Genomic DNA, 21,546 nt, shown 5'->3' on the forward strand with positions numbered 1-21,546 from the left:
ATTTCAACTGCCATTGTGGTTGTGTTCATCGTCAAAAAAGTAATCCTGATAGGACGCCGGGCGGTGCTTGATGGCGCCGACATTGCCCATGAACTGCGCCAGCGGGAAGGTATTTTCCGGCGCCAGCTTGACCTGGATATCGGGGTTCTTGATAATTTCAATCAATAGATTACGGTCGATACTGCTTTTGGCAGTACGGATATACGCATCGGCCGCGCCTTCAGGATTGGCCTGGATAAACGCCGCTGCTTCTTTCAATGACTCGACGAAAGCGCCATAGGTCTTGGGGTTGTCCTGGCGAAATTTCTCTGTGGCATACAGCACCGTTGACGTAGACGGCCCGCCCAGCACGTCATAGGATTTCAAAACAATGTGCGCGTTCTCGTTGCCTTTGAGTTCCTGCTCCTGGTAGGGAGGCGTGGCAAAATGGGCGTTGATTTCGGTACCGCCCTTGATGATGCTGGCGGTCGCTTCGGGATGGGGCAACGTCACCGTCAGCCGATCCAGTTGTTTGAACGCTTGCTTGCCCCATTGTTTGGATGCAGCCAACTGTAATATGCGTGCCTGGACCGACACGGTTGTTGCCGGCAGCGCAATGCGATCCTTATCGCTGAAGTTGGCAATGGTTTTAACGTCTGGATTATTGCTGATCAGATAATAAGGAAAGTTGCCCAAAGAGGCGACGCCTTTGACATTGTATTTGCCGCGCGTTTTATCCCAGATCGTCAACAGCGGGCCAACGCCGGCTCCTGCGATGTCGATCGAATCAGACAACAGGGCATCGTTAATTGCGGCGCCCCCCGACAGCTTGACCCATTGGGGTTTGATTTCAAGTCCTACAGTCTTGCCGTGTTTTTCGACCAGTTTCTGATCCTGCACAACCTGCAACAACAAATACACGATGCCATGCTGTTCGGCGATGCGCAGTTGGCCTTCGGCATACGCCGTGGTGCTGACAAGCGCGCAGGCCGATAGTGCAAGTGCTACGTTACGTACTGACAGAAAACGAAGCGGGCGTCTGGCTGGATTGGTAATCATGATGGGCTCTCTGGCTAAGGTGAATGCTGAAATGTTGTTATTGGTCGCCGCGATTATGCCGCATGTCGATTGGCTGGATCAGGGCGGGGTAAGGGGTGCGTTGCGCCGGCGATTGAGGCAATCCTGCAGCGATGCCGCGACCTGTTCAAGTGCGTGGGCAGCACCCGGTCGAACAGGCGGCGCAGGGTATTAACACATTTGTGATCAAACCGGCACGGCCCCTTCCACCGTGGTCCGGTTCAGGCGGCGACGCTGGTCATCAGGGGTGCCGCCGGCCAGATGGATGACTGACCGGTTATCCCAGAAAACCATATCGTCTGTCTGCCACTGATGGGTGTAAATAAATTCGGGGCGGATGCTATGCGCAAACAGTTGCTGCAGAATATCCTCGCTCTCATCATGCGGCAGGCCGACGATACGCGAGGTAAAGTGTTCGTTTACGAACAGGGCCTTGCGACCATTCTCAGGATGGGTCGTGACCACCGGATGCACCACCGGCCTGACTTCGTCCAGTTGCGCCTGCGTCAGTGCCGGGCGCCACGGCGCCTTGGCGCGCTGTTCTTCGTAGCGCTTGATGTAGCTATGCTCTGCCTGAAGTGGCAGCAAAATCTTTTGCAGCGATGCGGGCAGTGTTTCCCAGGCCAGGTGCATATTTGCAAAATGGGTATCGCCGCCGGTGTCGGGCAACTCGCGGGCATGCAGCAGCGAACCCAGGCTGGGCACCGCCTTGTATGACAAATCGGAATGCCAGAAAGCACCGGCATCGCCCAGGCCGGTCGGCTTGCCGTTTTCCCGGATATTGGATATTTGCAGAATTTCCTCATGGCCAGGCAGCTGGAACTGTCTCAATACATGAATCTGCAGCGGTCCGAAGCGACGACTAAATTGCACATGCTGAGTCGGCGTAATGTCCTGCTTGCGAAACACCAGCACATGGTGGTCCGAAAAGGCTTGCCTGATACGTGAGAATGCCTCATCGGGCAGCGGCTGATCAAGGTTCAGATCAAGCACCTCTGCGCCAAGTGGCGCGGCCAGCGGCCGTATCTCGAAAGACGGTTCAGACGATACGGGTTGCCCAACGGGCGCTGGGGATGATGTGAGTGAAGCGTAGACGGCAGACATAGATGACCAAAGGCGAAATAGGGAATCAGATATGGCTACTGTATATAAGGAATTCTTATACGTAAAATAGAGAATACTTATTTATATATTCGGATATAAGAACGTAACCCGAACCAATATAACGCGGAGGGCAGACGCCTGGCGCCACAACCTTATTTTGTTTGACAGGCGTGATCGCGCTGCGCGAGTGGTTGCAGGTCGCAGACAGGCCGGAAGCAGCGATGCTTGCGAGCCAGGCGTTACAAGGTCCTTTGCCGAGGCCCTTGTTTCATCTGTCATAATGAAAAAAGCGAATGCCCGACTGCGGCACTCGCTTTGGATTATTCACCGGGCAACGGCCCGCGTCACGCAGTATCAACCAGGCAGCATCTGCTCCGAAGCGAACAGTTCTTCAACGGTTTCGCGGGGACGGATCAGATAGGTCTGATCGGCGTCGACCATCACTTCCGCGCACCGTGGCCGCGTGTTGTAATGGCTCGACATGACAAAGCCATAGGCCCCGGCCGATTCGATTGCCAGCAGATCATTTTGCTGCAACTGCAGCTGGCGGTCGCGCGCCAGCCAGTCGCCGCTTTCGCAGATCGGACCGACAACGTCGTATACCCTGGATTGTGTGGTGTTGCTCGTGTCAGACGGGCTGACGACAGGCAGCACCCCATGCCAGGCGTCGTACAGGGTCGGGCGCAGCAGATCGTTCATGGCAGCATCCACGATGGCAAAATTCTTGCTCTCGTGATGTTTCAGGTACTGCACTCGTGTCACCAGGATGCCGGCATTGCCAACCAGCGAGCGCCCGGGCTCCATGATCAGCTGCAGATGCCCATAGGCACGGTCTTCAAGCATCGCGAACACCTTGTCCAGCAGCAAGGCCGGGGCAATGGGCGTTTCGTCCTGATAACGAATACCCAGGCCGCCGCCGATATCCAGGTGTTCCAGCCTGATGCCCAGGCCAGCCAAGGTATCGAGCAGATTCAGCAGGCGCTCCAGCGCATCCAGATATGGCTCGATTTGTGTGATCTGGGAGCCGATATGACAATCGACGCCGACGATTTTGATCCACGGCAATATGGCAGCCCGCTGGTACACCTGCGCCGCTATTTCAATTGCAATCCCGAATTTGTTGTCCTTCAGGCCGGTGGAAATATAGGGGTGCGTCCTGGCGTCCACGTCCGGGTTTACGCGAAGGGATACCGGCGCGGTCCGTTCAAGCTGGCTTGCGATCAGGGAAATGCGTTCCAGCTCGTCGGTAGACTCCACATTGAAGCATTTGACGCCCGCCTGCAGCGCGGCTTTGATTTCCCAATCCTGCTTGCCGACACCTGAAAAGACAATGGTGTCGGGCTGCGCGCCTGCTTTGAGGGCACGGGCCAGCTCGCCGCCGGAAACAATGTCGAAACCGCTGCCCCATTGCGCAAATTGCTGCAATACGGCCAGGTTGGAGTTGGATTTCATGCCGAAACAGACCAGTGCATTGCGGTTGACCAGAGGCTGTGCGTAGGATTCCCAGGCCGCTTTGAGCGCCGCACGGGAATAAACGTACAGCGGTGTGCCGTAGCGTGCTGCCAGCTCGGAAACAGAGACCGACTCTGCCATGAGTTGCGAGCCGTCATAATGAAAAAAGGGTGCACCCGCCGGGGCATTCAGTTCAGTCATGGTAAACAGTAGTTAATGAAACAATTAAAAAGAGTAATGTCACACGAAGATGACAGAAAATGGGGTAAGCACAGATGATGACATAGTTACGAAAGCAGGAATAACGTCACGCTGTCAGGCGTTTAGCCCAGCTGGCGTTGCTGGCCGGGCATCATTCCCGCTTTCATTGGGCTGGCTGTTGTGACCTGTCCCGTGTTGCAATAAGGATCACACCGCGACAGGTCACACCGCCACAGAGCCCAACGCAACCGTTTTGCGGCGCATGTGCAATGGGCCATCATCACGGTGTGGCAGTTGAGTTGGTGCCGCTAGCGGGCTGCCCGGCGGCGTCCTTGGCCGCTTGCTGTTTCGCCCTTTTCTCTGCTTCGGCCTTCGCCTTGCGGGCCTTGATGCGTTCGTCGCGCTCCTGCAACTTCTGCTTTTGCTCGGCGGTAGGAAGGTACAGTGGCGCTTTATAGCCGCAAGCCGTTAAACCCACACTCCCGACAAGGAGGGTTACAATGATGGCTACAAGGCGTTTTATACTTGGTGCAGACACGGCACACCCTTTAAATTTTTTACAGAACCATATTATGACTGAATCAGAATTTCTTGCACGCGCAGATGCCATCCTGGACAAGATCCATGAACAGGTCGACAACTGGTTTGAAACACTGGATATCGACCTGGACGCCAGCCGCAGCGGTCAGGTACTGACCATTGTATTCGATCAGAAATCCCATGTCGTGGTCAACAGTCAGGCGCCGCTACAGGAAATGTGGGTAGCAGCGCCGTCCGGCGGATTTCATTACAAGTTCGATAACACCAACTGGGTGGACACCCGCACAGGCACGACGCTTCAGGATAATCTGAGCAGCATTTTTTCCGACATTACCGCTCGCGCGCTCACAATAACGCTCTGATCAGGGCTGCGCGGCAAAACCGCAATAGTGCAGGCCGGATGCTCGTTGATCACCATTGTGGTGTTTTCCGGGAGGCGCATCAGGCGGCGAACCAGCCAGCGCACCGTACTCGACGGCATACAATCATCTAACCGTTTTCCATCCGGCTCTTGGGCAAGTACCTCCGATCGTCTTGCTCTTTTTGTCCAGGCTCCGCGCTTTTGCACCGGGTTTGCTGCGCCTTGAACTGCGTCGGACCATCCAGAAGTAAAAAGGAAAGTAAAAAGGACCCATGCATTGGATGTGCATGGGTCCTTTTCATATTCCTGGTCAAACCGGCCACTCGCTTTTTCAAATCCTCTCAGATCCTTTCAGCGCTGCCAGAGACCGTCTCAGACCGCTTAAAACCGTATCGGCGGCCCACCCATGGGGTTGAACGACTCCAGGGCCTTGCCGATCGCATCGCCAGACGGAGCGGCAGGTTTGGCTGCGTTCGGGTCCTGGCCCCCGCTGCCCGAGACACCGATGTTGGCCAATGCCTTGCCCTGTGGGAATTCGGAGAAATAGTAGTTGTCACCGACCTTGGTCAACCCTTCAGGCATCGGGCCTGGTGCGGTCACTGGCACTTTTTTGAGGGCGGTTTGCATGTAAGTGAGCCAGATCGGCATGGCTGCACCGCCCCCGGTTTCCTTGTCACCCAGTGATTTGGGCTGATCAAAGCCCAGCCAGGAGATGCCTACCAGCTTGGGGGTGAATCCGGCAAACCAGGCATCGAATGACTGGTTGGTGGTGCCGGTCTTGCCCGCAATGTCGTTGCGTTTGAGCGTGGCCTGCGTTCTGGCGGCGGTGCCCGATTTGGCCACGCCACGCAGCAGTTCATTCATCACATAGGTCGTACGGGGATCCAGTACGCGGTTGGTTTCATCACCAGCCACGGCCGGCTGGGCCTTCATGATGACGCGTCCTGTGGCGATATCCACAACAGAATCAATGATGTATGGATTGACACGATAACCACCGTTGGCAAACACCGAGTAGGCGCTGGCCATTTGCAGGGGGGTCACGCTGCCGGCGCCCAGCGCCATGGTCAGGTATGCGCTTTTGGGCGGCTGACGTGCCGGATCAAAGCCAAAGCGGGAGATGAACTCGCTGGCAAATTCCGGTCCGACCGTTTGCAGAATGCGGATGGACACCATGTTTTTGGATTTGTACAAGCCCTGGCGCATTGTCTGGCTGTAGGTGTACGAGTTACCGTAGTTCTTGGGACTCCAGGGCTTGCTGCGCGTCTGGGCGGCACTCAGATGAAAGGGCTGATCCGAAACATTGGTGCCCGGTGTAATACCGCGTTCAAGGCCTGCAGCATACACGAAGGGTTTGAAGGTAGAACCGGGCTGGCGCCAGGCCTGGGTGACGCGATTGAAATCGCCCCGGTTGAAGTCGAATCCGCCGATCATCGATTCGATCGCGCCGTTTTGCGGGTTCAGGGAAATGAACGCGCCTTCGACCGTCGGCATATTGATAATCGTCCAGATGTTGTCCACTTTCTGCAGATAAATGACTGAGCCACGCTGGATCCGGCGGGAAACCGGCCCGGTTTTGACCAGGGCCCGTTTCACATAGCCCAAAGACTTGCCGCTCAATTCATAGATTTGTTCGGGCGTGCGCGCTGCGACCACTTTGGTGGCGCTGGCCGAGAGCACCACGGCCGTTACCAGGTCATCGCTGTCGCGGTGTTTATTGCGAATCTCTTCGAGGGCAAGGTCAAACCGTTCCGTATCGTTTTCGATCCCTTCGGGCAGGTCAACCTGGGCTGCCGGTCCGGGATATGGCTTTCTTCGCGTATACGACATGATGCCTTCGCGCACCGCATGATAGGCCACTTCCTGGTCTTCTGAGCGGATCGTCGTGTAAACGCTCAGGCCACGCCCATACACATTGTCTTTGTATACGTTGTACATGAGTTGCCTGGCCAGTTCTGCGACGTACTGGCCATGACGGGCAAAGTTGGTTTCCGGTGTTTCCTGCGTGTTGTCACGCAGGACGATTTTCTGTGCCATGGCCTGCTGATGCTGTTCGGGCGTAATGTATCCCAGCTTTTCCATGCGATCCAGCACGTAGTGCTGACGTGCGACTGCGCGCTTCATATTGGCGCGCGGATTGAAGCGGGAAGGCGCCTTGGGAATCCCGGCCAGCAGGGCCGCTTCGGCAATGGTCACTTCCGACAGGGGCTTGCCGTAATATGTGCGGGAGGCGGCGGCAAAGCCGTAGGAACGATGCCCCAGATAGATCTGGTTCAGATACAGTTCAAGAATCTGGTCCTTGCTCAGGTTCTGTTCGATCTTGTAGGTGAGCATCAGTTCGTAGAATTTGCGAATGAAGGACTTTTCCGAGGACAGGTAGAAGTTTCGCGCGACCTGCATGGTAATGGTACTGGCACCCTGCGACTTGGCGCCGGAAGCCACGTTGGCAATAACCGCACGACCTACACCCGACCAGTCGACCCCGCCATGGCTGTAGAAGTTATCATCTTCTGCCGCCAGCAAGGCCTTTGTCATAACCTCCGGGATTTCGTTGAAGCGCAGTACGTTACGCCGCTCTTCGCCGTATTCGGCCAACAGGATTTTGTCTGCCGTGTACACACGCAACGGCACCCGCGGGCGATAATCGGTCATCGCCTTCAGATCCGGCAGGTTCGGCCAGGTTAACGCTACGGCAAGGGTACCCAGCAACAAACCGCAAAGCCCAAGGCCAATGCAGAATATGACGGATTGAAAAAGGAACCGGCCTATGCGCGAGCCTGCGCTCGAGCGCTGCACAGTTTTACGAGGGGAGTTGGGTTTACGTGTACTCATCGCAGGCAATTTTAATACCTTCTAGCGGGAAAAGCTGAAATTTTCGGCTCTTTCTGTAACTGAATTGTGCTGTGTGGTGTACATGTGCTATGTTGCAACAAATAAACGACAAATCATTGAAAACATGGTGTCATTTCTTTGACAACTGTCATAGAACGTCTGTATTTTCACGCCCCGGCGTAACCGGGAGAAAAACCTTTTTACGTACATGCAGCATACAGAACAGGACAATTCCCATGTCCGCCACACCGGTCAGGCGCCCATTTTCCTCATCGGAATGATGGGCGCCGGCAAAACGACCATCGGCCGAGGCCTGGCCCGCTCGCTGGGTCGGGACTTTCTCGATCTGGACCACGAGCTCGAGGCCCGTTGCGGGGTCAGTATTCCAACCATCTTCGATATTGAGGGCGAAGCCGGTTTTCGGCGTCGGGAAACCCAGGTGCTGCAGGATATCACCTTGCGTCGCGATGTGGTCCTGGCCACCGGCGGCGGTGCCGTTGTGGCGCCCGAGAATCAGGAACTGCTGCGCACGCGCGGTATCGTGCTGTATCTGAAGGCGGGCAGCGATGAACTCTTTCGGAGAGTCGCAAAGGATAAAAATCGTCCCATGCTGCTGACGGCCAACCCCAAAGCGCGTATCGTGGAGCTGTTAAAACAGCGCGAACCCATTTACGAGAGTCTGGCCGATTTCACGGTCGAAACCAGCCATGGCTCCATCAATACGGTGCTTGACGCTATTGACCGTCTATTGAAAGATTACCAACAACGAGGTGAAAGAATCTGATGGCCCCAGTCAACGTCGCTACATCTGCCGGACAATACCCCATTCATATTGCGCCGGGGCGCCTGCAGCACATTGCCGAATCGGTCCCGGTCAACGCCACGCGGCTGGTCGTCATCAGCAACCCAGTCGTTGACGGGCTTTACGGAGAGGCGCTGCGCCAGGCACTGGCCGGCCTGCACAAACCGGTGCTCACCATCATCGTGCCCGATGGCGAATCCTTCAAGTCGCTCGATACCCTTAACACCATTTACGATCGCATGCTGACCGAAAAGCTGGATCGCCGCGCCGTCGTTCTGGCGCTTGGCGGCGGCGTCATCGGCGACATGGCCGGGTTTGCAGCAGCAACCTATATGCGCGGCATTCGCTATATGCAGATTCCTACCACGTTGCTGGCCCAGGTGGATTCCTCGGTGGGCGGCAAGACGGCGGTCAATCACCCGCTGGGCAAAAACATGATTGGTGCGTTCTATCAGCCGGTCAGTGTCGATATCGACATCGATGTCCTGCGCACCCTGCCTGCCCGTGAAGTGTCGGCCGGACTGGCTGAAGTCATCAAATACGGCTTGATCCTGGATCGTGCGTTTTTTGAATGGTGCGAAAGCAATGTCGCGCAACTGGTGGCGCTTGACGCAGACGCACTGGCCTATGCCATTGCACGCTGCTGCGAGCTCAAGGCGCAGGTCGTCTCGGAAGACGAAAAGGAAACAGGCCTGCGCGCCATCCTTAACCTGGGCCATACCTTCGGTCATGCGATTGAGGCAGGCCTGGGGTTTGGCACCTGGCTGCATGGCGAGGCGGTTGCCTGCGGGCTGGTCCAGGCCGCCGTGCTCTCGGGCAAGGTGCTTGGCTTGCCTGCGGCCGATATCGCGCGGGTGCGCGCGCTGGTGCGTGCCATCGGCTGTCCGGATATTGCGCCGGATCTAGGGGGGAGCACCTGGCTTGACCTGATGCAGGGCGATAAGAAAACCGAAGGCGGCGAAATACGTTACGTACTCATGCCGGCCATTGGTCAGGCAGTGGTTCAGGCGGCCCCATTAAAGCAGGTTCAGGAAACGCTCAGCGACACAGTTGGCGACATTGCCATCGATCGCGGCGCGGTTCAGGTTCCTGATATGGCCGGCGCCCGGGCGTAAAGCATGACAGTGCCCAAGCTAGCGCCCTACGCGACCCATCCGGCCCACTCCAGGGGGCGGCTGCATCCGGAAGATGCCGACCCGGCGCGCGACCCTTTCCAGCGGGACCGTGACCGCATCATCCACAGCGGCGCATTTCGTCGGCTCGAATATAAAACGCAGGTTTTTGTTAATCACGAAGGTGATTTATTCCGCACCCGTCTGACCCACAGTCTGGAAGTGGCGCAAATTGCGCGGGCGGTGGCGCGCAATCTGGGATTGCACGAAGACCTGACCGAAGCGATCTCGCTTGCCCATGACCTGGGTCACACGCCATTTGGCCATGCAGGCCAGGACGCACTTCACGAATCGATGCAGACACTGCGTCCGGCGGCTGGCGGGTTCGAGCACAATCTGCAAAGCCTGCGGGTGGTCGATGAGCTGGAGGAACGCTATGCCTCGTTCAACGGCCTGAATCTCACCTTCGAAACCCGCGAGGGGATTCTCAAGCATTGTTCACTGTCGCACGCGCGCCAGCTGGGCGAAGTGGGGCAGCGCTTTATCGACAGAAAGCGCCCGGGCCTGGAAGCACAACTGGCCAATCTGGCCGACGAAATCGCCTATAACAATCATGATATTGATGACGGCCTGCGTTCAGGTCTTATCACAATTGAACAAATGCGTCAGGTGCAACTGTTTGCCACCTACCATGATGAAGTAAGTCGTCTGTTTCCCGATGTCACCGGGCGCAGGCTCATTGCCGAGATCATCCGGCGCATGATCAACGCCCTGATCGTGGACCTGACCCACACGACCCGGGACAATCTGCGTACTCATCAGATTCAGACACGTGAAGACGTGACCGAAGCGCCTGCGTTACTGCAGTTTTCCGACGCAATGCGCACGCAGGCCGACGAGCTCAAATCCTTTCTGATGCATAATCTGTATCGCCACTACAAGGTGATGCGCATGGCCAACAAGGCCAGCACCATCGTCCAATCGCTGTTCAAGGCCTTTGTGGAAGATCCGCGGCTGATGCCGGCAGACTACCGGCACGATGATGAGCGCAGGCAGGCGCGCGCCATTGCCGACTATATCGCCGGGATGACCGATCGTTATGCGATCAAAGAATACAAGCGTCTGTTTGTCGTATAAACCGGGGTGTTGCACAGCAAACTGGATTGACTAACGTTAAGAATTATTCATAAAAGCTACATTCATTCTTTTTTCAAAAAGCATCAAGAATTTTTTCAAAATAGGGACTTCGCATCTTGTTGGAAAATGATTTCGCATTTTCAATTTAGATAAGTCAAGCGAAATCCTATGGACAGTCCGGCCCCACCATTGCGTAGCCCCCATACTCTGTTTGTCGACGGCAATATGCAGAGTTTGCACGGCGTGCTTGCCGCCATGCGTAGTGCTGGTTTCCGTATCACAGTTGCATTTGACGGTCTGCAGGGGTACGAAAAGGCCATTACGCTGCAGCCCGATGTCATTGTTTCGGAATTGCATCTGCCCCGGCTTGATGGTATTCCTCTATGCCGTCGGCTCAAGGCCAACACACTCACCACAGATATTCCCGTGCTCTTTTACAGCGATCTGGACGATCCACAATCGCGCATCCAGGCTTTGGAATATGGGGCTTCCGATTTCATCTCCAAAGCCCATCCGTATGACGAAGTGGTAGCGCGCATCCGCATTCATGCCAGTATCTCCCAGCGGTTGCACAGCGTACGGCAACAGCAGGCGTCAATGCGTTTGTCCTCGGGCCAGGAACTGCATACCGGCACCATTGACAGCGACGATGAAGTCGCCGTGCGCATCGTCATGCAGTATGCACAGGACAATCTGTCTGAAGACCTGAGCCTGCCCAAGCTGTCAGCGCTGGTGTCCATGAATAAAAAGCGCTTGAATCGCGCCTTCTACAATGTTTGCGGTTGCAGCGCCTTTGAATACATTCGTGATTTACGCATGCGCACCGCAAAACACCTGTTGGCCACTACGTCGTTGCGCACGCTGACCATTGCCGAAGACGTGGGGTTTTCCAACGCCGCCAATTTCGCAACGGCATTTCTGAATATGCAGGGCATGACGCCGTCGGAATACCGGCGAAAAACGAAGCAAATACGGGTTTCCGAGAGTGTGAAAAACACCAATGACGTATAAGCGACGGCAGCGAACCGATATACAATTAAAAGAAAAGGAGACTTGCCTTGCTAACACGCCATGCAACCTACGACGCAACCGTGTCGGCTACCCACTGGAATGTGCCGCAACACTACAATATCGGCGTTGATGTTTGTGACAAATGGGCAGACGGGGCCGACCGTCTTGCCATCATTCATGAAAAGTCGCCCGCCGATATCCAGTATTACACCTTCGACCAGTTGAAAGCCTATTCCAACCAGTTCGCGCACGTGTTGCAACAGGCTGGGGTGGCACGCGGCGATCGGGTGGGTATTTTGCTGGCCCAGGGCATAGAAACTGCCATTGCACATATTGCCTGCTACAAGCTGGGGCTCATTGCCATTCCCCTGTTTTCACTGTTCGGCTCCGATGCGCTGGCCTACCGTCTGTCCAATTCTGGCGCGCGGGGCCTGGTAACCAATGCAGAAGGGGTGGCCAAGCTGGGTACCATTGCAACGCCCTTACCCGAACTGAAAACCGTCGTGGATATCGATGCCACGCAAAATACACCGGCAACGCTGGCATTCTGGCCATCGCTGCAACAGCAGCCAGATACCCTTGAACCGGTTCGTACCCTGGCCGATGACCCTGCCGTTATCATTTACACCTCGGGCACAACCGGCAAGCCCAAAGGGGCCCTGCACGCACATCGGGTCTTGCCAGGGCATTTGCCTGGCGTTGAAATTTCCCACAATTTCTTTCCCGAAAACGCCAAAGTCATGTGGACGCCTGCAGACTGGGCGTGGATCGGCGGTCTGTTTGATGTCCTTATGCCATCATTGCATCACGGTATCCCCGTGCTGGCCTGCCGTTTTTCCAAATTTACCGCCGAAGCGGCTTTCGATATCATGTCGCGGCACCAGGTCACGCACACCTTTTTGCCACCAACGGCACTCAAAATGCTGCGCCGGCTGGAAAATCCGCGTGGCCGCTGGCCGCTGGCGCTTCGTTCCATTGCCAGCGGGGGTGAAAGCCTGGGGCTGGAACTGATCGACTGGGGGCGGCGCAATCTGGACATTACCATCAACGAATTTTATGGGCAGACCGAATGCAATATGCTGGTGTCGTCTTGCGCCGATCTGTTCGAGCCCAAAATAGGCAGCATGGGCAAGGCTGCGCCAGGCCATGATGTGCAGATTGTCAACGACCAGGGAGAGGTGTTGCCCGACGGTACCGAAGGCAATATCGGTGTCAGGTGTCCCGATCCGGTCATGTTCCTGGGCTACTGGAACAACCCAGAGGCCACCAGGGAAAAATTCGCCGGCGACTTCCTGGTAACGGGAGATATGGGCGTTCGGGATGAGGAGGGTTTTTTCCGCTTTGTCGGCCGCAATGACGACGTGATCACCAGTGCGGGTTATCGCATTGGTCCGGGCCCCATCGAAGATTGTATTCTGGGGCATCCACTGGTTAGCATGGTTGCCGTGGTGGGGCTGCCCGATGACGAGCGCACCGAAGCGGTCACCGCTTTTGTTGTCCTGAACGAAGGCGTGGTGCCATCGGATGCGCTGAAAAAAGAAATCCAGGATCATGTAAAAACGCGTGTTGCTGCGCACGAGTATCCGCGCCGCGTTTATTTTGTCGACGCGCTGCCCATGACCACAACTGGAAAAATCATCCGCAAGGAACTGCGCAACTACACCGAGGCGCCCCGGTAGCCACAGGTATGGCTGCTCAGGCCTTTTCTCTTTCCAAGAGGGGCTTCAAGTAACGTCCCGTATGGCTCTTCGGACTGGCGGCAATATCGGCCGGTGTTCCTGTTGCCACGATCTGTCCGCCACCCTGGCCGCCTTCGGGGCCCATATCAATAATCCAGTCGGCGGTCTTGATCACATCCAGATTATGCTCAATGACCACGACCGTATTGCCCGCATCTACCAGTTGGTTGATCACCTTGAGCAATAGTGCAATATCGGCAAAGTGCAGGCCGGTCGTGGGCTCGTCCAGAATGTACATGGTCTTGCCCGTGCTGCGCTTGGACAGTTCCAGCGACAGCTTGATACGCTGCGCTTCCCCGCCCGAGAGCGTGGTGGCAGACTGGCCCAGCCGTATATAGCTTAAGCCCACATCCATCAGGGTCTGCAGTTTGCGATTGATCACCGGCACCGCGCTGAAATATTCCAGCGCCTGTTCCACCGTCAAATCCAGCACATCGCTGATGGTGCGGCCCCGATAGCGAATTTCCAGGGTTTCGCGGTTATAGCGTTTGCCATGACATGTATCGCAAGGAACGTACATATCGGGCAGAAAATGCATTTCAACCTTGATAACGCCGTCGCCCTGGCAACTTTCGCAGCGGCCGCCCTTGACGTTGAAGGAAAACCGCCCGGGATCATAGCCGCGGGTACGGGATTCCGGCGTGCCGGCAAACAACTCACGGATCGGCGTGAACAGCCCGGTATACGTGGCTGGATTGCTGCGCGGCGTACGGCCGATGGGGCTTTGATCCACATTGATGATCTTGTCAAAGTGGTCCAGTCCCTCTACCGACGTAAAGGGGGCTGGCTCGGTCTGGGCACGATGCAGTTCGTGCGCCATCAGCGTTGCCAGCGTGTCGTTGATCAGGGTGGATTTACCCGAACCGGATACGCCCGTGACGCACACCAGTTTGCCTGCAGGCACCTGCAGTTCGACGTTTTTCAGATTGTTGCCCGAGCAGCCGCGTATTTTCAACCACGCCTGCTCCTTATCCAGCTTGCGCGGGTTATGCGCCTTGATGCGCATGCGCCCGCTCAAATAAGCCCCGGTCAGCGACGATTCATCATTGGCAATCTGATCCGGGGTGCCAGAGGCAATAATCTGGCCGCCGTGTTCGCCTGCGCCCGGCCCCATGTCCACCACCCAGTCTGCCGAGCGGATCATGTCTTCATCATGCTCGACCACAATCACGCTGTTGCCCAGATCGCGCAAATGTGCAAGGGTCTGGATCAGCCGATCATTATCGCGCTGGTGCAGCCCGATAGAGGGTTCGTCCAGTACATACATGACGCCCGTCAGTCCCGATCCGATCTGGCTGGCCAGCCGGATACGCTGCGCCTCGCCACCTGAAATGGTGTCGGCGCTGCGGTCCAGCGACAGGTAATTGAGGCCCACATTGTTCAGAAACTCAAGCCTGGCACGGATTTCCCGCACAATTCGGTCGGCAATTTCCTGCTTGGATCCGGTCAGGTTCAGGTTTTCAAACCAGTGCAGGCATTCGGACAGCGCCATTGCTTCTACTTCATAGATCGCCATGCCCACCCGCGAACCGCCGCGTGATTCATTGCCGATCAGCACATGCCGGGCGTCTTCGCGCAAGCGTGAGCCGCCGCAATCGGGGCAGACCTGCAGGCTGCGGTACTTGCCCAGTTCTTCGCGCACGGTATTGGAATCGGTTTCCTTCCAGCGACGCTCCAGATTGGGAATAATGCCCTCGAACGCATGTTTTTTGACAGAGCCGCGGCCCTTGTCGTTCAGGTACACAAATGAAATTTCTTCGCTGCCCGAGCCGTACAGCACCGTTTTCTGGATCGCCGGCGGCAGCTCTTCAAAAGGCACATCCATATCGAATTCGAAATGTGCTGCCAGACTGGTCAACAGTGAATGGGTAAACGCGTTGCGCTTGTCCCACCCCTTGATGGCGCCGCTGGACAGGCTCAGGGTGGGGAAGGCCACGACCCGTTTCGGATCAAAGAACCAGGTGTGCCCCAGGCCATCGCAGGTCGGACAGGCGCCCACCGGGTTGTTAAAACTGAACAGGCGTGGTTCCAACTCTGCCAGGGCATGATTGCAGATCGGACAGGCATAGCGAATGGAAAACGGCTGTTCGCGCTCATTATCCATATCCAGCACCAGCACGCGACCATCTGCCAGCTTGAGCGCAGTTTCTATGCTTTCGGCCAGCCGCTGCTTGCTTTCTTCCCGCACTCGCAGGCGGTCAATGACCACATCAATCGAGTGCTTTTCATTTTTGTTCAGAACAGGGCGCGGCTCCAGTTCGGTCATCTGGCCGTTGATGCGCACCCGTACAAAGCCCTGAGCCTGCAACTGGGCAAAATCGTCTTCGTAGCTGCCCTTGCGTTCGCGGGCAATGGGGGCCAGGATGGCAATACGCGTATCGGCGGTCATGGCCAGAATGTGGTCCACCATATGCGCAACCGACTGTGCCTGCAGGGGTTCGCCATGTACGGGACAGTAGGGCGTGCCTACGCGGGCATACAGCAGCCGCAAATAATCGTGAATCTCGGTAATGGTGCCGACGGTGGAGCGAGGGTTATGACCTGCTGCCTTCTGCTCAATGGAGATAGCCGGCGACAGGCCTTCGATCAGGTCTACGTCGGGCTTGTCCATCAATTGCAGGAACTGCCGGGCATAGGCCGACAGGCTTTCCACATAGCGGCGCTGCCCTTCTGCGTACAATGTGTCAAAGGCAAGCGAAGACTTGCCTGAACCGGATAAACCGGTCAGAACGACCAGTTTATGACGGGGGAGGTCGAGCGACACATTTTTTAAATTATGCGTACGGGCACCGCGAATGCGGATGGCATCCATGAAATTATCTTTTCCTGTTGAACGAACTGGGTTTTTCTCGGACTAATCCATTACTATAACGCAGGTGTCAATACCAGTTATACCTTCCTCCCACTTTGTCTTTTTATTTGCTGAATGAATTCCGCTGCGCCAAGTCAACCCGCTCAAGCAGATGCTGCCAAACCGGCTAAACTCAAACTTACGTCCACTGAACGCCGTGCCAGCACGACACTGGCGCTGCTTTTTGCGGTTCGCATGCTGGGCCTGTTCCTGCTGACCCCGGTTTTTGCCGATGCGGCCAAAAGCCTGACCGGCGGTAGTAATGCGGCACTGGTGGGAGCGGCCATTGGCGCGTATGGTCTGACTCAGGCCATTTTGCAGATTCCGCTGGGCATGGCTTCGGACCGTTTTGGCCGCCGCCCGGTGATTATTGGCGGTATGGTGCTGTTCATCATCGGTGGCATCGTTTGCGCACTCAGTGATTCGGTAACTGGCGTCGTCATTGGCCGTTCCATCCAGGGGCTGGGGGCCATTTCCGCGGCCATTACCGCCTGGGTGGCAGATGCGACGCGCCCGGAAGTCCGCACCCGCGCGATGGCCATGGTGGGCGGCTCCATCGGTATTTCGTTTGCCCTGGCGCTGGTGCTCGCCCCCCTGCTGGTCGAATATGGAGGCCTCTCGGGCCTGTTCTGGGTTATTTCCCTGCTGGGCTTTGTCAGCCTGCTGCTGGCCACTTTTATTGTGCCGGTAGCGCCCTTGCAGATCCCTGCCATCCAGTCGCGCCCGCGCGATGTGCTGAAAAACGGCGACCTCTTGCGACTGAATTTTGGCGTGTTCTGCCTGCACTGCATCCTGATGTCCATTTTCGTGGTGGCGCCCCCACTGCTGATCGGGCTGGGCGGGTTTACGACCGGCACGTTGTGGAAGGTCTACCTGCCCGTGATTCTGGCTTCATTTGTGGCCATGGTGCCGGTCGTTTTCTACACGGAAACGCGGCACGTACACAAGCAGAGCCTGGAGTGGAGCGTGGCCGGCCTGGCCATCGTCATGGCCATCATGGCTTTTTCGACCCACTCGTTCGCCGCCATTGTGGTGCTCTTCGTGGGTTATTTCGTTGCATTCAATATTCTGGAAGCGTTGCAGCCATCACTGGTATCGCGCGTTGCCCCGGCAGAGCACAAGGGGTTGGCCCTCGGGTTCTATAATATGTCCCAGGCCCTGGGTGTTGCGGCAGGGGGCGCGGTAGGCGGCCTGCTGGCCCGCTACACGGGCGTGCCGAACGTTTTCCTCATGGGCGCGATACTGGCTGCCGTCTGGTTCTTTACCGCCAGAAGCTTCAAATCTCCTACGTAAAGCCCGTGGTGGCTATAATGACCTAATTGTGCAAGCCGGTAAGGGCAGTTAAGATACTGTCCTGATTACCATCTACAGTCAGGATTTAAACATGGCATCAGTCAACAAAGTCATACTCGTCGGCAATCTGGGACGCGACCCGGAAGTGCGCTACTCTCCAGATGGCGCTGCCATCTGCAACGTCTCCATTGCCACTACTTCAAACTGGAAGGATAAGAATTCGGGCGAGCGCCGTGAGGAAACCGAATGGCATCGCGTGGTGTTCTATAACCGCCTGGCGGAAATCGCCGGTGAATATCTCAAGAAAGGCCGCCCGGTTTATGTCGAAGGTCGTCTGAAAACCCGCAAGTGGCAGGACAAGGACACGGGTGCAGACCGTTATTCAACCGAAATCGTGGCAGACCAGATGCAAATGCTGGGTGGTCGCGAAAGTACAGGTACAGGCGGCATGGACGATGGCGGTTTTGGCGGCGATGAATCTTATTCCGCTCCGCAACAACGCCAGGCACCCCAGCAGCGCAGCCAGGCACCGCAACAGCAGCGCCCCGCGCAAAAGCCTGCAGCCAATATCATGGATATGGACGACGATATACCGTTCTAGCGAATACCTAACTTGTTATGCAAACAAACCCCTGCACAACCAGATAGAGGGCAACATCATCCAGTCGCTGAGCCGCACGCAGCACGAGGAAGTCACCTTCGACCACAGCCGCGTCACCAGCCTGGAGTGGACCGCCTACCCCATCCTGCACTTCTCCGAGATCCCCGACGACATAGAGATGGTGCTCGTCAACAACGACCCCGAACGCAAGTCCACTGGTGGTGGCGAGCCCTCCACCAACCCCACCGGCCGCTGTCATCAGCAACGCCGTCTTTGACGCCACCGGTGTGCGCCTGCGCCAGATCCCGTTCACGCCCGAGCGCGTCAAGGCTAAATTAGAAGATTTAATAAATGGTATTTGTAACTGAGGAGATAAAATGAATTCGCGAACAGCTATAGTTATTATGTCATCTATGGTGTTCGGTATGGCAATTACCGGCGCTCATGCGGAAAATAGCGGACCTAAATATAAGCCAGTCACAGAGGATAGAATAATAGAAAATTCAACAAAAGGTGCGGAATGGCTAACAACTGGAATGGACTATTATGAGACGCATTATAGTCCATTGAATAAGATAAATAAATCTAACATTAAAGATTTGGGTCTAGCTTGGTCTTATGATTTAAAAAGTAGCCGAGGAATAGAATCAACCCCAGTAGTCGCGAATGGCATAATGTATGTAACCTCTAACTGGGGGGTCGTTCATGCCATTGATGCTAAATCTGGAGAAAGCATATGGAAGTATGATCCAGAGGTGGATAAGGGGAAATGGGGCGTCAAAGCATGCTGTGATGCGGTAAATAGAGGCGTTGCCTTATCTGGAGATAAGGTTTATGTAGCTGCATTTGATGGGAGGCTGATCGCTCTGAATGCATCTACCGGGAAGCTCGTTTGGGAGAAAGATACATTCGATGGAGAAGAGGGGTACTATACGATAACTGGTGCGCCAAGAATAGCGGGAAGTCATGTAGTTATAGGTAACGGAGGAGCGGATTATTCTGGACGTGGGTATATTACATCTTACAATGTAGATACTGGAGAAAAGGAATGGAGATGGTACACCGTTCCTGGAAACCCAAAAGAGCCCTTTGAGAATGAAGCGATGAAGAAGGCGGCTGAGACTTGGGACCCAGCTGGGGAGTGGTGGAAGAACGGTGGCGGTGGAACTGTCTGGGATTCTATGGTATATGACCCAGAGCTTGATACGTTATATATTGGCACAGGCAATGGAAGTCCATGGGCGGCAGCAGTTCGGAGCCCAGCGGGCGGAGACAATCTATATCTAGGGTCTATCGTTGCTATAGACCCTAACAGCGGGGAATATAAGTGGCATTATCAAGAGACGCCAGGCGATAATTGGGACTATACATCGGTACAGCCAATAATTATGGCTGATATAAAAATAGATGGAAAATTAAGAAAAGTATTATTGCATGCTCCGAAGAATGGATTCTTCTATGTGATCGATAGAGAGACAGGGGAGTTTATATCCGCTAAAAATTATATGGACGTCACTTGGGCGAAAGGCTATGGTCAGGATGGAAGGCCAATAGAATTTGCGGCAGCAAGAGACACAAAAAATGAATATTTGCAGATACCTGGACCGTTGGGCGCACATAATTGGCAGCCTATGTCATATAGCAAAGATACGGGGCTTGTTTATATACCGGCTCAGCAAATACCAGTAACATATAAGGATCAAATGGATTGGCGCTTCAAAGATCCGAAACCCGGGGTGAGAGGCTCGTTTATTGGTAGGGACGAAGCAAAAACAATGGGGAGTAGCGACGCTGTTAGCGAGTTTGGTGAGCTAGTGGCATGGGATCCAGTATCAAAAAAATCGCGTTGGAGGGTTAGATATGATGCCCCTTGGAATGGAGGTGTGTTGTCTACCGGTGGGGATTTGGTATTCCAAGGAACGTCTGATGGGAAATTTATAGCGTATGCTGCAGAGACCGGCGATAAATTATGGCAGTTTGATTTGAATGGTGGGGCAGGAGCTGGAGCAGCAACATATGAAATTGATGGAGAGCAATATATTTCAATACCAGTAGGCTGGGGTGGTGCATATGGATTGCCGAGAAGGGTGGCTGAACAGCATGGATCCGGCACTGTATATACGTTTAAGCTGGGCGGTGATGCCGTTTCTCCGGGAAGTTTGCAGGAAGGAACAGGAAAATTAGTTGAAGGCGTTGATTATGACCCGTCGAAAATAGAACTTGGAGAGAAGCTCTATACGAGTTCCTGTGCAACTTGTCATGGAGCCCCAGGGGCTACAAAAGGCGGAGCGTTGCCAAATCTGGCGTACGTGGATAAAAATATATTGGAGAATCTGGGAATTTTTGTATTCAAAGGACCATTCTATAGCTTAGGGATGCCGGATTTTACTGACAAGCTGTCGCAAGATGATGTTAGCGCCATAAAAGCATATATACAGGGGACTGCGGATGCTATAAGGGAAAGTGGCGGTAAAGAAGTCAAGGATGAAACAGTGCATTGATGTTTCAGGGGAAATAGTGCGCCCAGCCATTATTGTGGCTCGGGTGCATTTTATTTATGAAGAGGAATAAAATGATTAGGGTTGCTTGTGCATTGTCGCTGATAGCAATGGTATTGTTGTTACCTGCCGAGGCGGCTTATGCCGATGAGGCAAAAGAGGGAGATGACATATTAAGGCAATACCCAGATGCCAAAGAAGGGTATATTAGATACGTAATAAATAGTCAAAAAATAATAGAAAAAGATGTGCAAAAGATCGAGGTGTGGGCGTTCAAAAATATTGAGGTAAATTGCCAAAAAAATAAAATAGGTGGAGAATTCAATCCTAAGCTAGTACCGGGTAGGGGGCTGATGTATTGGGAGTTGGACACTAATAATATATTTTATGGAGAAAAGGGTAAGTGCGGCGATGATTGGAAAAGAAGAGTGGATGTGAGGGCAAAAAAAGACGTCATTCATTTAAATAGAACTGTTCCTGTAGTAGTAATGGTGCCCGAAGGGTGGGGTGTAAAATATAGAGTGTTGCGCGAAGAGAAAGAAGAGCAAGCATCGGAAGGTTGATTACTCATGCCTGTGTTGCCAGAGTAGACGGAGGTCTAACAGTTCATTCAAGTCGAAGGCGCTTCGCGGCAAAGCCGATCCTGCTCAATGCCTAGATGAGACAATTTATTTTTCTAAATTAGGCAGATTAGCTATTCTCTCAAGATGCGTAACTGCTGCCGCAACGGCTATTAAGATTGCCGGCTGAAAGGCGGCTGAGGCGATCCCACCGAAGAGGCCGAGCCAAAGCATGACTCCAGATCCTGGCCCAGAGTTCAGCATTTCAATAATTCCCATGACCACGCCCAGGGCTTGAATGATAAATATCACTATAGCGACAATGCAAAGTAGTTGCGGTGTGTAAATACCCCATCTTTAATACACCACACACATAGAATTTATAATGTTAATTTA

General features: G+C 54.7%; 17 protein-coding genes. 10 read left to right on the forward strand and 7 right to left on the reverse strand.

Annotation, left to right across the window (positions count from 1 at the left end):
• Positions 1-3: 3 nt before the first annotated feature.
• The 4 genes from INT32_RS17830 to INT32_RS17845 form a co-directional block, all read right to left on the reverse strand.
• Entirely contained in the window at positions 4-1,038 is a 1,035-nt protein-coding gene (locus INT32_RS17830; protein WP_193090051.1) for an ABC transporter substrate-binding protein, read from the reverse strand.
• Between the two features lie 204 nt (positions 1,039-1,242).
• Positions 1,243-2,160, reverse strand: coding sequence for a TauD/TfdA family dioxygenase (locus INT32_RS17835; RefSeq protein ID WP_193090052.1), 918 nt, complete (start codon positions 2,158-2,160; stop codon positions 1,243-1,245).
• Positions 2,161-2,514: 354 nt separating this feature from the next.
• The gene (gene lysA, locus INT32_RS17840; protein WP_193090053.1) at positions 2,515-3,813 is read right to left on the reverse strand and encodes a diaminopimelate decarboxylase; all 1,299 of its coding nucleotides are present in this window, start codon (positions 3,811-3,813) and stop codon (positions 2,515-2,517) included.
• Between the two features lie 280 nt (positions 3,814-4,093).
• Positions 4,094-4,351 (reverse strand): lipoprotein, encoded by a 258-nt coding sequence (locus tag INT32_RS17845; RefSeq protein ID WP_193090054.1) that lies wholly within the window; start codon positions 4,349-4,351, stop codon positions 4,094-4,096.
• Between the two features lie 34 nt (positions 4,352-4,385).
• On the opposite strand from INT32_RS17845, the gene cyaY reads away from it, so the two are divergent.
• Positions 4,386-4,715, forward strand: coding sequence for an iron donor protein CyaY (gene cyaY, locus INT32_RS17850; protein WP_193090055.1), 330 nt, complete (start codon positions 4,386-4,388; stop codon positions 4,713-4,715).
• 380 nt (positions 4,716-5,095) lie between these two features.
• Here the strand turns inward: cyaY and INT32_RS17855 are convergent, their stop codons facing one another.
• Entirely contained in the window at positions 5,096-7,546 is a 2,451-nt protein-coding gene (locus tag INT32_RS17855; protein ID WP_193090056.1) for a penicillin-binding protein 1A, read from the reverse strand.
• A 208-nt stretch (positions 7,547-7,754) separates the two neighbouring features.
• Here INT32_RS17855 and INT32_RS17860 point away from each other — a divergent pair, with 208 nt between their 5' ends.
• The 5 genes from INT32_RS17860 to INT32_RS17880 all read left to right on the forward strand — a co-directional run bounded on the left by INT32_RS17860 (position 7,755) and on the right by INT32_RS17880 (position 13,287).
• On the forward strand, positions 7,755-8,330 hold the full coding sequence (locus tag INT32_RS17860; RefSeq protein WP_193090057.1) for a shikimate kinase: 576 nt from the start codon (positions 7,755-7,757) through the stop codon (positions 8,328-8,330).
• Entirely contained in the window at positions 8,330-9,463 is a 1,134-nt protein-coding gene (gene aroB, locus INT32_RS17865) for a 3-dehydroquinate synthase (protein ID WP_193090058.1), read from the forward strand. Before INT32_RS17860 ends, aroB begins: the two co-directional genes overlap by 1 nt.
• A gap of 3 nt (positions 9,464-9,466) precedes the next feature.
• Positions 9,467-10,597, forward strand: a complete 1,131-nt coding sequence (locus INT32_RS17870) for a deoxyguanosinetriphosphate triphosphohydrolase (RefSeq protein WP_193090059.1) — start codon at positions 9,467-9,469, stop codon at positions 10,595-10,597.
• 168 nt (positions 10,598-10,765) lie between these two features.
• Positions 10,766-11,608: a DNA-binding response regulator gene (locus INT32_RS17875; RefSeq protein ID WP_193090060.1), complete on the forward strand. Its 843-nt coding sequence runs from the start codon at positions 10,766-10,768 to the stop codon at positions 11,606-11,608.
• A 47-nt stretch (positions 11,609-11,655) separates the two neighbouring features.
• Complete coding sequence (locus INT32_RS17880; RefSeq protein WP_193090061.1) at positions 11,656-13,287, forward strand: acyl-CoA synthetase; 1,632 nt, start codon at positions 11,656-11,658, stop codon at positions 13,285-13,287.
• A gap of 16 nt (positions 13,288-13,303) precedes the next feature.
• Here INT32_RS17880 and uvrA read toward each other — a convergent pair whose 3' ends face one another.
• The gene (uvrA, locus tag INT32_RS17885; protein WP_193090062.1) at positions 13,304-16,159 is read right to left on the reverse strand and encodes an excinuclease ABC subunit UvrA; all 2,856 of its coding nucleotides are present in this window, start codon (positions 16,157-16,159) and stop codon (positions 13,304-13,306) included.
• A 114-nt stretch (positions 16,160-16,273) separates the two neighbouring features.
• On the opposite strand from uvrA, the gene INT32_RS17890 reads away from it, so the two are divergent.
• From INT32_RS17890 to INT32_RS17905, 4 genes are all read left to right on the forward strand, one after another.
• On the forward strand, positions 16,274-17,491 hold the full coding sequence (locus INT32_RS17890; protein ID WP_193090063.1) for an MFS transporter: 1,218 nt from the start codon (positions 16,274-16,276) through the stop codon (positions 17,489-17,491).
• A gap of 91 nt (positions 17,492-17,582) precedes the next feature.
• The gene (gene ssb, locus INT32_RS17895; protein ID WP_193090064.1) at positions 17,583-18,092 is read left to right on the forward strand and encodes a single-stranded DNA-binding protein; all 510 of its coding nucleotides are present in this window, start codon (positions 17,583-17,585) and stop codon (positions 18,090-18,092) included.
• A gap of 425 nt (positions 18,093-18,517) precedes the next feature.
• Positions 18,518-20,593, forward strand: a complete 2,076-nt coding sequence (locus INT32_RS17900) for a PQQ-dependent dehydrogenase, methanol/ethanol family (protein ID WP_321196312.1) — start codon at positions 18,518-18,520, stop codon at positions 20,591-20,593.
• Between the two features lie 71 nt (positions 20,594-20,664).
• Positions 20,665-21,153, forward strand: coding sequence for an ecotin family protein (locus tag INT32_RS17905; RefSeq protein WP_193090066.1), 489 nt, complete (start codon positions 20,665-20,667; stop codon positions 21,151-21,153).
• Between the two features lie 105 nt (positions 21,154-21,258).
• Here INT32_RS17905 and INT32_RS17910 read toward each other — a convergent pair whose 3' ends face one another.
• A complete protein-coding gene (locus tag INT32_RS17910) occupies positions 21,259-21,429 on the reverse strand; it encodes a hypothetical protein (protein WP_193090067.1) in 171 nt (56 codons plus the stop codon).
• Positions 21,430-21,546 lie beyond the last annotated feature (117 nt).

It is taken from the genome of Advenella sp. FME57 (assembly GCF_014897675.1).
Taxonomy (GTDB): Bacteria; Pseudomonadota; Gammaproteobacteria; order Burkholderiales; family Burkholderiaceae_B; genus Advenella.